15 protein-coding genes, 1 pseudogene and 1 other annotated feature are annotated in these 17,218 nt (G+C 32.4%); of the genes and pseudogenes, 1 reads left to right on the top strand and 15 read right to left on the bottom strand.

Annotation, left to right across the window (positions count from 1 at the left end; all coding sequences use genetic code 11):
* The 6 genes and pseudogenes from JV528_RS07300 to JV528_RS07275 all read right to left on the bottom strand — a co-directional run.
* A partial coding sequence (locus JV528_RS07300; RefSeq protein WP_162779004.1) for a tyrosine-type recombinase/integrase occupies nucleotides 1-1,113 on the bottom strand: 1,113 nt, incomplete at its 3' end.
* 2 nt (nucleotides 1,114-1,115) lie between these two features.
* On the bottom strand, nucleotides 1,116-2,201 hold the full coding sequence (locus JV528_RS07295; RefSeq protein WP_095234887.1) for a tyrosine-type recombinase/integrase: 1,086 nt from the start codon (nucleotides 2,199-2,201) through the stop codon (nucleotides 1,116-1,118).
* A 131-nt stretch (nucleotides 2,202-2,332) separates the two neighbouring features.
* Nucleotides 2,333-2,872, bottom strand: a pseudogene (radC, locus tag JV528_RS07290) (RadC family protein); the annotation flags it as partial.
* Nucleotides 2,869-3,576 (bottom strand): prepilin peptidase, encoded by a 708-nt coding sequence (locus JV528_RS07285; protein WP_065315716.1) that lies wholly within the window; start codon nucleotides 3,574-3,576, stop codon nucleotides 2,869-2,871. The gene JV528_RS07285 and the pseudogene radC, both read right to left, overlap by 4 nt.
* A 261-nt stretch (nucleotides 3,577-3,837) precedes the next feature.
* Entirely contained in the window at nucleotides 3,838-5,109 is a 1,272-nt protein-coding gene (locus JV528_RS07280; protein WP_001108341.1) for a bifunctional folylpolyglutamate synthase/dihydrofolate synthase, read from the bottom strand.
* A 12-nt stretch (nucleotides 5,110-5,121) separates the two neighbouring features.
* Complete coding sequence (locus JV528_RS07275; RefSeq protein ID WP_000425345.1) at nucleotides 5,122-7,752, bottom strand: valine--tRNA ligase; 2,631 nt, start codon at nucleotides 7,750-7,752, stop codon at nucleotides 5,122-5,124.
* A 44-nt stretch (nucleotides 7,753-7,796) separates the two neighbouring features.
* Nucleotides 7,797-8,098 (bottom strand) — a binding site (T-box leader).
* 57 nt (nucleotides 8,099-8,155) lie between these two features.
* Here JV528_RS07275 and JV528_RS07270 point away from each other — a divergent pair.
* Nucleotides 8,156-8,716, top strand: coding sequence for a DNA-3-methyladenine glycosylase I (locus JV528_RS07270; RefSeq protein ID WP_001001234.1), 561 nt, complete (start codon nucleotides 8,156-8,158; stop codon nucleotides 8,714-8,716).
* Between the two features lie 222 nt (nucleotides 8,717-8,938).
* On the opposite strand, the gene JV528_RS07265 is transcribed toward JV528_RS07270, so the two are convergent.
* From JV528_RS07265 to yihA, 9 genes are all read right to left on the bottom strand, one after another.
* Complete coding sequence (locus tag JV528_RS07265; protein WP_000177986.1) at nucleotides 8,939-10,012, bottom strand: AbrB family transcriptional regulator; 1,074 nt, start codon at nucleotides 10,010-10,012, stop codon at nucleotides 8,939-8,941.
* Between the two features lie 33 nt (nucleotides 10,013-10,045).
* Nucleotides 10,046-10,147, bottom strand: coding sequence for a hypothetical protein (locus JV528_RS07260; protein WP_014532642.1), 102 nt, complete (start codon nucleotides 10,145-10,147; stop codon nucleotides 10,046-10,048).
* Between the two features lie 60 nt (nucleotides 10,148-10,207).
* Nucleotides 10,208-11,494 (bottom strand): glutamate-1-semialdehyde 2,1-aminomutase, encoded by a 1,287-nt coding sequence (gene hemL, locus JV528_RS07255; RefSeq protein ID WP_001270859.1) that lies wholly within the window; start codon nucleotides 11,492-11,494, stop codon nucleotides 10,208-10,210.
* A gap of 47 nt (nucleotides 11,495-11,541) precedes the next feature.
* Nucleotides 11,542-12,516: a porphobilinogen synthase gene (gene hemB / locus JV528_RS07250; RefSeq protein WP_000667133.1), complete on the bottom strand. Its 975-nt coding sequence runs from the start codon at nucleotides 12,514-12,516 to the stop codon at nucleotides 11,542-11,544.
* A gap of 2 nt (nucleotides 12,517-12,518) precedes the next feature.
* The gene (locus JV528_RS07245) at nucleotides 12,519-13,187 is read right to left on the bottom strand and encodes a uroporphyrinogen-III synthase (RefSeq protein WP_000805942.1); all 669 of its coding nucleotides are present in this window, start codon (nucleotides 13,185-13,187) and stop codon (nucleotides 12,519-12,521) included.
* Nucleotides 13,188-13,208: 21 nt separating this feature from the next.
* Nucleotides 13,209-14,135 (bottom strand): hydroxymethylbilane synthase, encoded by a 927-nt coding sequence (gene hemC, locus JV528_RS07240; RefSeq protein ID WP_001230225.1) that lies wholly within the window; start codon nucleotides 14,133-14,135, stop codon nucleotides 13,209-13,211.
* Nucleotides 14,136-14,176: 41 nt separating this feature from the next.
* Nucleotides 14,177-14,992 (bottom strand): cytochrome c biogenesis protein, encoded by an 816-nt coding sequence (gene ccsA / locus JV528_RS07235; protein WP_001157329.1) that lies wholly within the window; start codon nucleotides 14,990-14,992, stop codon nucleotides 14,177-14,179.
* Between the two features lie 21 nt (nucleotides 14,993-15,013).
* Nucleotides 15,014-16,360 carry a glutamyl-tRNA reductase gene (hemA, locus tag JV528_RS07230; RefSeq protein WP_000545460.1) on the bottom strand — a complete coding sequence of 449 codons (1,347 nt, stop codon included), beginning with the start codon at nucleotides 16,358-16,360 and terminating at the stop codon, nucleotides 15,014-15,016.
* Between the two features lie 216 nt (nucleotides 16,361-16,576).
* Nucleotides 16,577-17,167: a ribosome biogenesis GTP-binding protein YihA/YsxC gene (gene yihA / locus JV528_RS07225; RefSeq protein WP_000867697.1), complete on the bottom strand. Its 591-nt coding sequence runs from the start codon at nucleotides 17,165-17,167 to the stop codon at nucleotides 16,577-16,579.
* Nucleotides 17,168-17,218 lie beyond the last annotated feature (51 nt).

Here is a 17,218-nt window from a genome sequence, read left to right as displayed (position 1 = left end):
ACAAAGTTCACTGATACGCATCCCGCATTCTTGAAGTACCATAACCATTGTAGCAATATAAGGTTCCAATTTATCTAATTTCCCATTTAATTGTTCAAGTATATGTTCATCAATATAACGTGGTAGTGCCTTCGGCACTTTAGGGTAATCTTCTTGAAAGATAAGGATCTTAGAAGGTGTATCCTTCCAGTCATATCTTTGAATTGTAGTAAAAAAAACGTCTAAAGTAGATATTCGTCCAGTTACAGTACTGGGTTTTAAACCTTTTAAATTAATATAATTAAAATATTGCTCAATTTCATTTCTAGTTAATTGATGAATCCTTTGTATACCTTCACAATTTTTGTTCATGAAATTAAAAAATTCTTTTAATTTTGAAGCTATATCTACTACGTGAGAAAAGCTAGCTGTGTTTAACATTAGTTTACAATATCGCTTAACTATTTCTTTAAAATAATTATTCTTAAAACCCTTAAAGTTGATCGTATATTCGTAGGATGTTGGGTTTACCTTATCTTCCGGTAATGATAATTTTCTTCGATTCCAAACATCTTTTTCCCATTCTTCCCCATCAAAATAGAAGTCCTCATAGAATTCCATAAACTGCTTAAGATGAGTAACGTAATAGGAATTCGCATGTACAGTAACTTTCTGCTGATTTACATCAAGTTTGTAATTAGTAGTCGTAGTTTTTACTTTTTGTTCTGTTAAGTAGGTCCGGTATTCTGTCAAAGCTTTTTTTATAGGCACTTCGGTTATCGATGTAATATTAGGATATTTTAAATTTAAAAATCCCATCATCCGGCTTATCACTGTTCCCTTTCTAATCCAAACGGATTTTGCATTCCAAGCTCCATTATTCAAGTGAAGGTAATAAAAATATTTTAATTCTGTTTTCAACCAGACATTTTCCACCTTATCGAAATTTACCCAACGATTTCTTAGTGACGGATTCTTACTTAACTCAATTGCACTAGGATGTGGACAAATTCTTATATCCCATCTATCTGCTGCCCAATAACCTTTTAAAACACTTGTCATATTAGCTATTTTTTTATTAATCTCTGTACTAGCGATAAGCTTTCGATTAGTCGCTACACTTGGAAATTTCATTGTCATGTTTCTCTCCCTTGAAGATACTTTTTATATTCATTCTTCATATCTTGATCAGAAAGATGAACATAAGTATCAAGTGTTGTTTGTACATGGGCATGCCCTAATCTTTTTTGTACATATGCAGCATCCCATCCACTTCTAATAAGCTCTGTGGCATGCGTATGACGTAATATATGAGCATTGAAAGTAATCCCTGTCCGTTTTCCTAGTCTTCTTATTAGGTCTAATACACTTTGATATTTTAGAGGGTGGCCAAAATAAGAATCTTTAAGATTAATAAATATATAATCATGATCTAAATCTTCCCCATATTCATGTACTAAGTAATCGGTATATAATGCCATTAATTCCTTACTTACATCAATAGTTCTTTCTTTTTTAAGTTTAATATAAGCTCCATTTTCATTATGATCTCTTGGCCTGATGTTAATCTGGTTATCCCATGTTGAAATATCTTCAATACGAAGGGATAATGCTTCTCCTATCCGAAGTCCCCCTTCATACATAAGCATAATAAGTAACTTATCTCTTTTGGTATGACATGCCTCAATTATTGCTTTAACTTGTCCATGTTCTAATACTTGTACAAGTTTCTTTTTGACCCTAAGCTTTAAAATATTTTTTTTATAGGATCTACCTTTAGTAATATGGTGAAGAAACCCCTTAAAGTTTCTTCCTCTTGCTTCTTTAGACATATCTATAGCTTTAAAATTTTCTGTGCGATTTAAATACTCTAAAAAACTAGTTACGGCGTTAAGTATGGAATTAACTGATGTTTCCTCTCTTTTAGCCTTCTTTGGTTGTATATCTATTACCTTTAAATGCCCTGCTGGATTTCTTAACCATCCTACAAAGTTTGCCAAATCCTCAAATTGTAAATCTCCTAATTCGATTCCACTTTGGCTCATAAATTCATAAAACAACTTGAGATGATAACAATATGTTTTAATGGTATTTGGAGCTTTGCCTGTATTATCCAAGTACTTTATAAATCGCTTAACCGGTTCTATGACTTCAAATTCTTTATCTAGGAGTATGTATAACGGATATGATTTTTCCTCCACAATTACTTTCTGAACCTTCATGTTTCCACCACCTTTAAATACTTTAACTACTATTAATAATACCCTTATATATTTAATAGTTAAAGCACTGTAATTAAAAAATCCTAAACTTCGAGTACTTAGAGTACTCTAGTTTAGGATACTATGTTTAATACATCACCGGATGGATGATTATGAACTGCGATGATTGCATTGGCATTTTCTCTCACCGCAATACTAAAAATTTCGCGTGGATGTACAATTGAACTATTTAATGTACCTTTAAAAACACAGCTTTCTTTAATCACTACATTTTTTGAATTTAACAATAAAATGACAAAATGTTCTTGTGTTAAATCTTTCATTGTTGGAATCATATAATCAGCAACATCACTTGGTTGCGTTATTTTTATACGATTATTTTCAGCTCTTCTCCCCATCCTTTCCCCTAACTCAAATGCTGCTTTTAATGTAATTGCTTTTTGTAATCCAATCCCTTTAACTTGTATCAAATCGTTAATTGAAGATTTTTTCAATTCATTCAGATTCGAAGCAGATTTAAGCAGTTCATTACTAATGTCTATACTCGAGAATCCTTTTCTTCCGGTGTTAATTAATATAGCTAATAATTCTGTATTCGAAAGACTTTTTGCACCATGGCTTAACAAACGTTCTCTTGGCATTTCTGAAGTTACCATTTCTTTAATTTTCAAAAATATACGCCTCCTAAAAATTGATGGATATCATTATAAAAAAGTGAATTGATAAAAAAGGAAATAAATATAAATGGAACAAGGGGTAATAGTTTTATCGGCTTAAATATCATGGTAATTAAAGCAACTAAACCAGCAATGACAAATGTAAATAAAATGACATAAATAGTGAATTGGAGAGGGAAAAACAAAGAAAGTGCAGATATTAGTAAAACGTCACCATAACCAATATATGCCCGAAATAAAAAGTAGAATATATGCGTGGTCATACTAATAATGATAAAAACTACTGGATAAATAATACTTAACGAAAGAGAAACGATACAATAAATTATAATTAAGCGACAATCTAACATTAAAGACGTGATATCGGTCATAGTAAAAATAAGCAGAAAAACATATGTAGTTATAAATAGCGTAGCATTTACGTATGTGAAATCATACTTAATAAAGACGATAGGGATTAAAGCAAAGGTTTCCCCTAAGAAATGTGTTAGGGAAATACGCTTACGACAGTTTCGACATCGCCCTTTTAATAATAAAAAACTAATAATCGGCATTAATTCATACCATTTGAGTGATGAATTACAATAATCACATTTCGATCTTCTATGTAAATAATCAAATGACGTTTCTTCTATAGATATAAATTGATATAGAAAACTAAAGATACAACTGCAACTATAAGATAACAATACTACCAAATGACAACCTCCTTACGTAAAGTATAGTTAGTTATTACCGAAATGTAAATATACACTATTTTCCAAGAATTGCCCCTCTTTTTCATTTAAATTTTTCAATATTGCTAAGCGTAATTGATGGATACTTTAACAGCCCATTTCTGCTCGTCAAAATTAATAATGGTAAGAAATTGAACCTTATAAACACATACGATTTAGAGCATAAAAAATAACCATGAAGCTACCTATTGATTAAATAGATTCTTCACGGCTATTTTAGTTTTATAATGCTTCAAAGTCTAATTTTGATTTAACTTCACTTATGAAGTACAGACTACCGGTAATTACTAATGTATCACCTTGATAATTTTTTATAAATTCAACGTAGTCATCTACTAATTGTATTTCATCATTTTCAATACTACCTACAATTTCTTCTTTGCGTAACGCTTTCGGAAAATCAAATTCAGTTGCATAAAACGTATGCGCAATTAAACTTAAATGTTTGACCATCTCGTTAATCGGTTTTCCGTTTATTGCTGAGAACAAAATATCTACTTTTTCTTTATCATGGTACTGTTTAATTGTATCAATTAGAGCATCTATACTCTCTGAATTATGTGCGCCATCCAAAATGATTAAAGGTTTGTCATGCACCTGCTCAATACGTCCAGTCCAACGAACTGATTCAATACCGTCTATCATCTTATTGAAATCTAATTCAATTAATCCTTGTTCATTTAATTCAATAAGAGCTGTTATGGCTAATGCAGCATTTTGTTTCTGATGTTCACCTAACATACTTAAAATGATTGTTTCTAATTCATAATCTTTATAACGGTAAGTAAATTCATCATTTTGCGATACAACAACAATTTCTCTATCTAATTCAATTGGCTTTGCATGTTGTTCAATTGCGCGTTCACGAACATACTTTAATGCATCTTCATTTTTAACAGCATATATCACTGGAACATTAGGCTTTATAATCGCGCCTTTATCCCTAGCAATATCTAGATAAGTACCACCTAAAATATCTGTATGGTCTAGACCGATACTAGTTAAGATTGATAAAATCGGTGTAAAGACATTTGTCGAATCGTTCTTTATACCCAATCCAGCCTCAACAATGACAAAATCAACAGGATGTATTTCACCAAAATATAAAAACATCATCGCTGTGATTATTTCGAATTCAGTTGCAACACCTAAATCTGTTTCACGTTCCATCATTTCACTAACTGGTTTAATACGTGATACTAATTCTACAATAGCGTCATTTGATATTGGCACACCATTTAGACTAATTCGTTCATTAAATGTTTCAATAAACGGCGACGTAAATGTACCTACTTCATAACCATTTTCAACTAAAGCTGTTCTAAGGTAAGCAACTGTAGAGCCTTTACCATTTGTGCCACCTACATGAATACCCTTAATGTTATTTTGAGGATTATTAAATTGTGCTAGCATCCATTCCATACGTTTAACACCTGGTTTGATGCCAAATTTAGTTCTTTCGTGTATCCAATACAAGCTCTCTAGGTAATTCATTGTTACTAACTCCTATGCTTTTAATTGTTCAATTCTTGCCTTCACACCATCATATTTTTCTTGATAATCTTGTTTTTTACGTTTTTCTTCATTTATAACCTTTTCAGGTGCTTTACTTACAAAGTTTTCATTAGAGAGCTTTTTATCTACTCTATCTAATTCGCTTTGAAGTTTAGCTAATTCTTTTTCCAAACGGCTGATTTCCTTATCCATATCAATTAGCCCTTCTAATGGTAATACCACTTTACCTGCAATTACAACTGATGTCATTGCTTTCTCAGGAATTTCCACGTCAGTGCTAATATTTAACGTACTAGGATTACAGAATTTGATTAAATAATCTTTGTTTTGTGATAAAGTTGTTTCAATTTCTTTATCTTTAGCTTGAATTAAAATAGGTATTTCTTTAGACAATGGCGTATTTACTTCTACACGTGATTGTCTTACAGATTTAATGATTTCAACAAGTTGTTGCATTGTTTGTTTACTTTCTTCAAAAATCAATGATTCACGCACTTCTGGCCATGAAGCTTTAACAATTGTGTCACCTTCATGTGGTAAACTTTGCCATATTTTCTCTGTTACAAATGGCATGAATGGATGTAGCATTCTCATAATATTGTCTAAAGTATAACTCAATACTGAACGTGTAATTTGTTTTTGTTCTTCGTCATTACCATTCATTGGAATTTTACTCATTTCAATGTACCAATCACAGAAATCATCCCAAATGAAATTATATAATGCACGTCCAACTTCGCCGAATTCATATTTGTCACTTAGATCAGTAACTGTTGCAATCGTTTCATTTAAACGTGTTAGAATCCATTTATCTGCTAATGATAAGTTACCACTTAAATCGATATCTTCAACTTTAAAGTCTTCACCGATATTCATTAAACTGAAACGTGCCCCATTCCAGATTTTATTGATAAAGTTCCACACTGACTCAACTTTTTCAGTTGAGTATCTTAAATCATGTCCTGGAGATGAACCCGTTGCTAAGAAGTAACGCAAGCTATCAGCACCGTATTCGTCAATAACATCCATTGGATCCACACCATTACCTAATGATTTACTCATCTTACGCCCGTCTTCAGCACGAACTAAGCCGTGTAATAACACATCATTAAATGGACGACGATCTGTAAATTCTAAGCCTTGGAATATCATACGTGCTACCCAGAAAAAGATAATATCGTAACCTGTAACTAAGGCATTTGTTGGGTAGTATCGTTTAAAGTCTTCGCTTTCTAAATCAGGCCAACCTAACGTAGAGAAAGGCCATAAAGCACTTGAGAACCACGTATCTAATACATCTTCATCTTGTTGCCAATTTTCAATATCAGTTGGCGCTTCTTCTCCAACATATATTTCGCCTGTTTCTTTATGATACCAAGCCGGAATTTGATGACCCCACCATAATTGTCTTGAAATCGTCCAATCTCTAATATTTTCCATCCATTGGTTAAATGTATGTTCGAAACGTTGCGGATAAAAATCAATACGATCATCTGTTTTTTGGTTATCTAATGAACGTTTCGCTAAGTCTTCCATGCGCACAAACCATTGTGTTGATAAATATGGTTCAACAACAGCGCCAGATCGTTCTGAATGACCTACAGAATGAACATGATCTTCAATCTTGATAACTAAATCTTGTTCTTTTAAATCTTCAACTAGCTGTTTACGACAATCAAAACGGTCCATACCTTCGTATTTGCCAGCTTTGTCGTTCATTTTACCATTTTCATCCATAACGATAATATTTTCTAATTGATGTCTTTGACCAATTTCAAAATCATTAGGGTCATGTGCTGGTGTCACTTTCATAGCACCAGAACCGAAGTCTATATCAACATACTCATCTGCTAAAATAGGCAGTTCGCGTCCTACGATTGGTAATATAACAGTTTTACCGATTACATCTTTGTATCGTTCGTCATTAGGGTTAACAACAATCGCTGTATCACCTAACATCGTTTCTGGTCTTGTTGTTGCAATTTCAATAAAACCTTCACCATCAGCGTAAGGATATTTAAAATGATAAAACGCACCTTGAACATCTTCATGTATTACTTCAATATCAGATAAAGCTGTACGTGCTTTAGGATCCCAATTTATAATACGTTCGCCACGATAAATAATTCCTTTATTGTATAAATCAACAAAAACTTTTTTAACTGCTTTACTTAAACCTTCATCTAAAGTAAAACGTTCTCTACTATAATCTAAACCTAGACCTAATTTAGCCCATTGCGCACGAATAAATGACGCATACTCTTCTTTCCAATCCCATGCCTGTTCTAAAAACTTTTCACGACCAAGATCATATCTAGTTATTCCTTGTTCATTTAATTTAGCTTCTACCTTTGCCTGTGTCGCAATACCAGCATGATCCATACCTGGTAAGTATAACGTATCGTATCCTTGCATACGTTTCATACGTGTAATGATATCTTGTAAAGTTGTATCCCATGCATGTCCTAAATGTAATTTACCAGTTACATTTGGTGGCGGGATAACAATTGTATATGTTTCTTTTGATTTATCTTCTGACGGTTTAAAATAACCATTCTTTACCCATTCTTCATAACGTCCCGCTTCAACTTCACGAGGATCATATTTTGGTTTCATTTCCATTTGCTATACCTCCTAAAAAAATAAAAAATATCCATCCTATATACAAATAGGACGGATATTCCGTGGTACCACCTATATTCAAGAAGGATGATTAATATCAAATTCACTCTTTTAACATAATTGGAATAATCATACCAATACTATCATCGTGAAATTTGAAATGCTTCATCTCTTCAAGCACTCTAGATTATGATTAACGCTCAAACACGTCTTAGCCTACTATTAATCACGTTCAGCTAAGATACTCTGTGGGCTACCTTCAGTAAAAATCATTTACATACTCACACCAAATCATATGCTCTCTTTAAAATAATTTGAACTTACTCTTCCCAAATCCTATATTAAACTCTTAACTTATAGTATAATGATTGACAAAATAAGTCAATGTATAGGTGGGAATAAAATGAATGAATGCGCATTTGGAACTAAAGATCCAGTCTATTTAGACTATCATGATTATGTATGGGGACAACCGCTCTATGATAGCAAGGCATTGTTTAAACTTTTAGCATTAGAATCACAACATGCTGGGCTATCTTGGTTAACTATTTTAAAAAAGAAAGAAGCCTATGAAGAAGCATTTTATGATTTCGAACCAGAAAAGGTAGCACAAATGACCGCTCATGATATCGACCGCTTAATGACTTTTCCAAATATCGTTCATCATCGTAAAAAATTAGAAGCAATTGTTAATCAAGCTCAAGGATATTTAAAAATTGAACAAGCATATGGTAGTTTTAGTAAATTTTTATGGTCTTATGTAAATGGTAAGCCTAAAGATTTGCAGTATGAACATGCTTCTGATCGTATCACAGTTGATGATACTGCAACACAACTATCTAAAGATTTAAAACAATACGGGTTTAAATTTTTAGGTCCAGTAACAGTATTTTCGTTTTTAGAAGCAGCTGGTTTATATGATGCACATTTAAAAGATTGTCCATCAAAGCCTAAACACAATTAATTTGCTATAGCATCATAAAGTAAACGAGACATCATCTATTTTTAACTAATAGACTGTCTCGTTTTTTAATGTAGAAATTTATTCAAACCACAAGTTAATGTACCATGTTAATGCACTGCTAATATTAAATATCTTAATCTAAAAATAGATGTACAACCTTTGCTTAAACCTTAATAATGAATTCTATCCTAAGCATAATTTAACTTAAATGGATGATAGTTTCTAATCTTCACGCTTATTCGAACGAAATTTTAAAAAGCAATTAATTCCTGGTGCAATAATAAATAGGATGAAAAAGATTCGGAAAATATGATAACTCGTAATCATAGCAACATCGGCACCAGTAGCTAATGCAACTAAAACTATCTGATTAACCCCTCCTGGTGCTGCACCAAGAAACAATTCATTTATAGGATTATTATCAAAGAAATGTATGACATAAACCATGATTAGCGCACCAATTATCAACATAATATTTTGAATTGTAATTGCGATTGCTAGTCTACCTTTTAAATCTGACAATAAATGCGCTATTTGAACTCCAATTCTAATCATATATATTAGTTGTGCCATGTTCAACAACCAATGATCTAGTGTAAATGTTAAACCTGTAGAAAAATTCCAAACAATTAATACAATGAGTGGTGCTAATAATTGAAATGTTGGAAACTTTATTTTAGACATAATTAGATAAACTATAAAGATAGCTATCACTAAAATAACTATTTGCCCTATGTTTAATACTTGTGATAAAGGCAAGACTTTTGTTAACTTACCATTCGCATGCATGTTACCATCATGAAAAAAATATGAAATGAACGGTACTAAAACAACAACAAATATAATTCGTGATGTTTGCGTTAAGCTAACTACTAACAAATTAGCACGTTTGTCTTGTTCAGCCATGACCAGCATTTGTGTTAGCGCTCCTGGTATAACACTTAAAATAGCTGTTTCTGTATTAATACGTGCAATTTTTTTGAAAATAAATGCCATTACTAATGCAATTACTAATATCGAAATAGATACAACAATAATCGAAAGCCAATTGTCTTTAATATCCATAACGACATTTTTCGTAAACGTTGATCCGATTTGCACCCCTAATAGTACAATCCCTAATTCACTAAGTAAGAATGGCCATTTAATATCAAGTTTGAAAACTTTCACACAAATGATTGATGCGATAATAGGACCAAACATAAATGGGAGTAATACGTGCGATAGATACAATATAATACTAATAAAAAATGATAAAACGAACACAATGAAATTATTTCTATATATCATTGTCATGTTTTCCACTTCTTTCAATAAAAAATAAAATGACTAAATTGCTGCTTGAGCTTCACGTTTGTTAAGATAACAATATCCGCTAGCAGTTTTGACTACAAAGCATATATGGACTTTCACTATCAAGTCGCTGCCCATGTCTGATATACATTTAAAAAGAGCCTGAACAAAGTTCAGGCTCTCAATTTGTCCGTATATTTATTTTACAATACGACTTAAAGCCGTATCAAATGCTTGAATCGTTTTTTCAATATCTTCTTTTGTGTGTGCCGTAGATAAGAATGTACCTTCAAATTGAGATGGTGGTAAAAATACACCTTCTTTTGCCATTTCACGATACATTTCTGCAAATAATTTCAAATCACTTTTATTCGCTTGTTCAAAATTAGTTACAGGTCCTTCATTTAAAAAATAACCAATCATTGAACCTGCTCTATTTACAGTTATTGGTACATTGTGTTTAGCAAATACACGCTTTAAACCGTCTTCAAGTATATCGCCTAACATATTAAAATACTCATATGTCTCTGGCGTTAATTGACTTAACGTTTCATAACCACTTGTCATTGCAAGAGGATTTCCTGATAACGTACCAGCTTGATAAATATTTCCTAATGGTGCTATATGATCCATGATTTCTTTTTTACCACCAAAAGCACCTACAGGTAGTCCTCCACCGATAACTTTTCCTAAGCAAGTTAAATCTGGTATCACACCAAAGTGACCTTGTGCACAATGATAACCGACTCTGAAACCAGTCATTACTTCATCGAAAATTAGCAATGCGCCGTATTCAGTCGTAATATCTCTTAATCCCTGTAAAAAACCTTCAATCGGCGGTACGACACCCATATTACCAGCAACAGGTTCTACGATTACACCAGCAATATCGTCTCCAAATTTTTCGAAAGCGATTTTAAGTGCATCTAAATCATTGTATGGAACTGTAATTGTATTTTTAGCAATACCTTCAGGCACACCAGGAGAATCCGGCAATCCTAATGTTGCCACCCCAGACCCAGCTTTGATTAATAACGAATCACTATGACCATGATAGCAACCTTCAAATTTCACAATTTTATTTCTGCCAGTATAACCACGTGCTAATCTTAAAGTATCCAATGTAGCTTCTGTACCAGATGACACCATACGCACTTTTTCTATTGAAGGTACTCGGTCAATTACGAGCTGCGCCAATTTATTTTCAAGTAATGTTGATGCACCAAAACTTGTACCTTTATCAATTGCTTCATGTAAATGACTAATAACTTGAGGGTCTCTATGTCCTAAAATAAGCGGCCCCCAACTTAGTACATAGTCGATATACTCGTTACCATCGATATCATAAATTTTTGAGCCTTTACCGTGATCCATAAAAATTGCTGGTGTATCTACTGATTTAAATGCGCGTACTGGACTATTTACACCACCAGGCATTAAGGTTTCAGCAACCTTCATTGCTTCTTCTGACTTCGTATATCTCATAAAGTAAATTCCTCCTACAGTTTATGGAAAATCATACATATAAAACCTTATTTATCTAAATAGCGACAAATGTCCTTTGCAAAATACGTAATAATCATATCAGCACCTGCACGTTTCATTGAAACCATTTGTTCCATAACGACACGTTCTTCATCTATCCAACCATTTTGTGCCGCTGCTTTAGTCATACTATATTCTCCACTCACATTATATGCAACAACTGGAACATTCGTATGATTTTTAACGTCTCGAACTATGTCTAAATAACTTAGAGCAGGTTTAACAATCATCATGTCGCACCCTTCTTTAAGATCACTTTCTAATTCACGAAGTGCTTCCAAACGGTTAGCAGGGTCCATCTGATACGTTTTTCTATCACCAAATGATGGCGCTGAATCTGCTGCATCTCTAAAAGGTCCAAAGAAACTAGATGCATACTTGACACCATAACTCATTATAGGAATATTGTAATAGCCGGCTTCATCAAGTCCACGACGAATTTCAGCAACAAAACCATCCATCATATTACTTGGTGCAATAATATCAGCTCCAGCTTCCACTTGAGAAATTGCTGTTTTAACAAGTAGTGGCAATGATTTATCATTGTCAACGTCATGTGTATGGTCATCAATCACACCACAATGACCATGATCAGTATATTCACACAAACAAGTGTCTGCAACAATTAATAAGTCATCATACATTTTTTTAGCAATACGTGTTGCCTGTTGAATAACACCATCGTGAATGTATGCACCAGTACCTATATTATCTTTTGAGTTTGGAACACCGAAAAACATAATGGCACGTATGCCTAAGTCATAAGCTTCTTTTAACTCACTTTCAAGTAAATTCAAACTGATTTGGTATACACCTGGCAATGACTTAATTTCTTTTTTCACATCGTCTTTTTCAACTACAAAAATTGGATATATTAAATCTTCTTTTCTTACATGATTCTCTCTAACCATATCTCTCATTGTCGCTGATGATCTCAATCTTCTATGTCTATCAAATTTCATTTTTAGCCCCTACTTTCTAAAATCTTTTCAATTAGTGATTCAAGTGTTTGAATTTCTGCAATTGTTACTGGTTGTTGATATGATTTAATGGTCCGTGCTGTTTGTTCTCCAATAGCAAAATACGACTTGAATTTTGGTACAAATCCTTCATTAAAATAATAACGTACTGCCGACGAACTTGAAAATGTTAATGCATCGATTTGTTGATGTTCTATCATTTCTTTAACATCTTGTATATTTTGTTTGTTAGGCACTGAAGTATATAAATCTATTTTAACAACTTCATTATCTTTAGATAACGCTGCTGATAACAATGGTCTCGCCAATTCACTTGAAGGCAAAAGTATTTTTTGGTTAGTTTGATTAAATGATTTTAAAAATCCTTCTTGAGAAAAGTCGTTTGGCATAAAATCAACTTGAATGCCAAGTGATTCACAATATTGCGCTGTCTTACTTCCTATCACAGCAATGTTATCAACATTAATTCCTTTTAGATATTTATAAAAGAATTTCACAGCATTTTTAGATGAAAAAATAAGCCAGTCATAGCGTTGATTTAACAAATGAATATCAAAATTTAGTGGCTTTATATCAATAAAGGGTTTGTGAATAATTGATACTAAATCACTTTGCATGTCATTTGTTTGTGTCATAACTACAACTGGCTTCATATTTAAACGTCACTCCATTATTTAATGTTGTTCATTTAAGCGTTTTATAATTTCATAAGCACCTTGCTCTTTTAATTTGTTACTCACTTTTTTGCCTAACTCAACCGGATCTGTTCCGTTCATTGTATATTCAAATCGTTCTTTACCATCTGGGGTCATAATTAAACCTGTAAATTCGATTTCTTTTTGATCTGAGATTGTAGCATATCCTGCGATTGGCACCTGACAACTACCATCCATTTCTGCTAAAAACGTTCGTTCAGCAGTCACACATTTTGCAACCTCATCATTATGTACTTTGCTTAATAATGTTAATAGTTCTTCATCGTCACTACGACATTCTATCCCTAAAGCACCTTGTCCGATTGCAGGTAACAATGTATCTCTATCAAGATAAGATGTTACGATATCATCTGACCAGCCCATTCTTCTTAAACCAGCTGCAGCTAAAATAATCGCATCATAATCTTCAGTTTGTAACTTTTCTAATCGTGTATCTATATTACCTCTAATCCATTTAATCTCTAAATTAGGATACTTAGATAATATTTGTGCACCACGACGTAATGAACTAGTACCAATAATACTGCCTTCTGGCAATTGGGATAGTGGTGTATGTGTTTTAGAAATATACGCATCAAAAGGTAATTCTCTATCAGGGATACAACCTAATGTTAAACCTTCCGGAATTACACTTGGTACGTCTTTAAGCGAGTGTATTGCCATATCGATATTTTTTTCAAAAAGTTCATGTTGTATTTCTTTAACAAATAAGCCTTTGCCTCCGACTTTAGACAGTTGTTTATCTACTATACGATCGCCTTTCGTGACAATTTCTTTAATTTCAATTTCTAGATTTGGCTCGACAGCTTTTAATTTATCAATAAATTGCTGGCTTTGTGTTAAAGCTAATTTACTTCTTCTGGAGCCAACGACTAATTTACGCATGTTCAATTCCTCCTAGGAACGGATTGCTCTAGATTATTTTCTCAATTCACAAAATGTGTTGCAAAAAATAAATTAATCATATTTAAGCAAAATAAAATAATGTTATAGTATATTAAATACCTTGAATTCAACCATTTGTTGATTCTAAGTAAAATATAACTTCCATATAATACTGTAATAATTGAAGAGAGTATTACCTTCGGGTCAATGAATATACGTTCACCAACTGAAATTACACCCCACTGTGTACCTAAAATAATACTAAATATGAGAATTATCCACCCACTTAACGTTGAGTAAAACACAATTGATTCAAGTGTAGCAACGCTACCTATTCTAAAGTATTTTTGATCAAAACGCTTTTCCTTCAAATTACGGTATTGCATGATATACAGTAATGCATTGACAAAAGCTAAGGCAAAGAAGACATAACTTAACACAGCTAGACCAATATGGACTAACAGTAACTCGTCTACAACAGCAATTTTCTGAACCTTATTAGTATAATGTGTCGGTTGAAATGTATTCATCCCTAAAAGTGTTAACCCTATTAAATTCAAGAAAAACACAGAAAAATTCAAAACTTTGATAAGGTTAAGAATTAAAGAGATTGAAATAATCAGCCAACTTAAAGTATAGAATACATCTGAAATAGACCCTAATGGAATATGTCTAGTTTGTATAATAAAAATAGATAAAGAGATTGTTTGTAAAACCCAAACAATCCCCAATAAGTATATGCCTAAACTTCTAATCTTATGACTTTTTTGGACAAAATCATAAAAATAGCAAATGATACTGATTAAGTATATTAATAATATAATTTCATTGAATCGAATAAACAGGTTTTCTTGCATATTATCACCATATTAATATGCTTATTCAAAACTAAAGATACGTCGCGCTGAAATCTCCTTGACCTTGCTTTCTTTTTGTTGCTTCGCTTGCTCATGAGGACATTCAGCTTCGATATCAAATATATTTTGAAATAGCTCTAATTTTTCATTACTTTTCTTATCACTACTTAATTCTTTGGCCTGTTTAATAGGATCTTTCAACATTTGATTGATGATACTTTTTGTATGTTTAGATATAATTTTACGTTCTCTTTCGCTTAAACCTGGCAATTTACGATCAATACTGTCCATCGTTTCTGCTTGAATTGCCATAGCTTTTTCACGTAAAGCTCTAATCACTGGAACAACACCCAACATACTAATCCACTCATTGTGTGCATGTATTTCTGCAGGAATTTGTTCCGAAATTGTTGCAGCCGCTAATTGTCGCTCACGTAAGTTTGCATCAACTAAACCTTTTAAGTCATCAACATCATAATTAAAGATGTTTGTGATAGCACTAATACCAGGTTCAATATCTCGAGGAACTGCAATATCAATCAATACTAGTGAATCTTGCTTTCTATTTTCTGCAATTCTTTCTATCATTTCATTTGTAATGATATAAGTTTGTGCACTCGTTGAACTAATCACAATATCTGCACTTTCAAGTAAATTTGGTAATGATGATAGTTCATCATATTTCACTTGATGCTTTGCTGCTAATTTCATAGCATTTTCAATTGTTCTATTTACTACTGTAATATCAGTAATTCCAGAACCAAGAAGATTTAATAGTGATAATTCACTCATTTCCCCTGCACCAATAATGATAGCTTGCTTACTTTTCAATTTGCCAAATACTTTTTTCGCCAACTCGACCGCAGCATAAGACACACTTACAGCATTATCAGCTATATCTGTTTCATTATGTGCTCTTTTTGCAAAAGTAATTGCCTGTTTAAATAGATGATTAAAAATTGTTCCTGTCGTACCTGTGCTTTGCGCTAAGAAAAATGCATCTCTTATTTGACCTAAAATTTGAGTTTCTCCAAGTACGATTGAATCTAAACCAGAAGTGACACGCAATAAATGTTCTACTGCTTCGTCCCCCACTTTTACTTCTGACATTGCTTTAATATCATCTACTTCAAATCCAAATGCACGAGCTAGAAATCGTTGAATATAGTAACGACCTGTGTGAATTTGATCAACAACAGCATATACTTCAGTTCGATTACATGTTGATAATATGACATTTTCTAAAATAGATTTAGTTTCATATAAATCTTCATGGGCAATTCGTAAGGCATCATCTCTAAAAGCAACTTGCTCTCTTAGTGCAACATCAGCTGTGCGATGATTTATACTAATTGCAATAAAATGCATTTGAAACGCCCCCATATATACTAACAATACAAATATTATAACATAATTTAAAATCCAATTAAGTACGATGCTTAAATAAATTATAATCTTTCTAATTTACTTTTGAGTTTTTGACAAAATGATGAACGTTGAAAAATGTTATCAATTGTGTACTAATTAAAAGTTTCGTGCTTACATTATTTTTAAAATTTTTGTATAAGTTTTGTCGTACAAAAACTATGAAATATACGGTTCAATTAAATTCCATATTTGTTGTTGTTTATTATTTTGAATTGATGAATAACTTACAATTGTATCGTCTGGGTCCATATCTAATTGTGTCTTAATATTTTTAATATGCTTTTGAACTTTACCTTTTGGAATTTTGTCTTCTTTAGTGCATATAACTAAAGTAGGAATATCAAAATGTTTCAAATAATTGTACATTAAGATATCATCTTGTGTTGGATCATGTCTTAAATCAACTAATTGAATAACTAATTGCAAATTCTCTCTCTTAGTTATATATTCCTCAATCATTTTCCCGAATTTTTCACGTTGTGTTTTACTTACTTTAGCATATCCATATCCTGGAACATCCACAAAAATAAGTTGTTCATCTATATTATAAAAATTTAACGTTTGCGTTTTGCCGGGTTGCTGCGATGTACGTGCCATATTTTTTCTACCAATCATACTATTGATAAATGTAGACTTACCTACATTAGATCGACCGCTCAGTGCAACTTCAGACAATTCTGTTTCTGGATATTGTTCTTCCTTTACTGCACTAATGATTAATTCTATATTATTAGGATTAACTTTCATTTTGTATCCTCACTTTTTTATATTCTCTTTCAACTCTACCATTATATAATA

This window comes from Staphylococcus sp. GDB20D11A (assembly GCF_016893255.1).
GTDB lineage: Bacteria > Bacillota > Bacilli > Staphylococcales > Staphylococcaceae > Staphylococcus > Staphylococcus aureus.
Note: the sequence above shows the minus strand (reverse complement) of the source record. Positions and strands in the feature narration are given on the sequence as shown.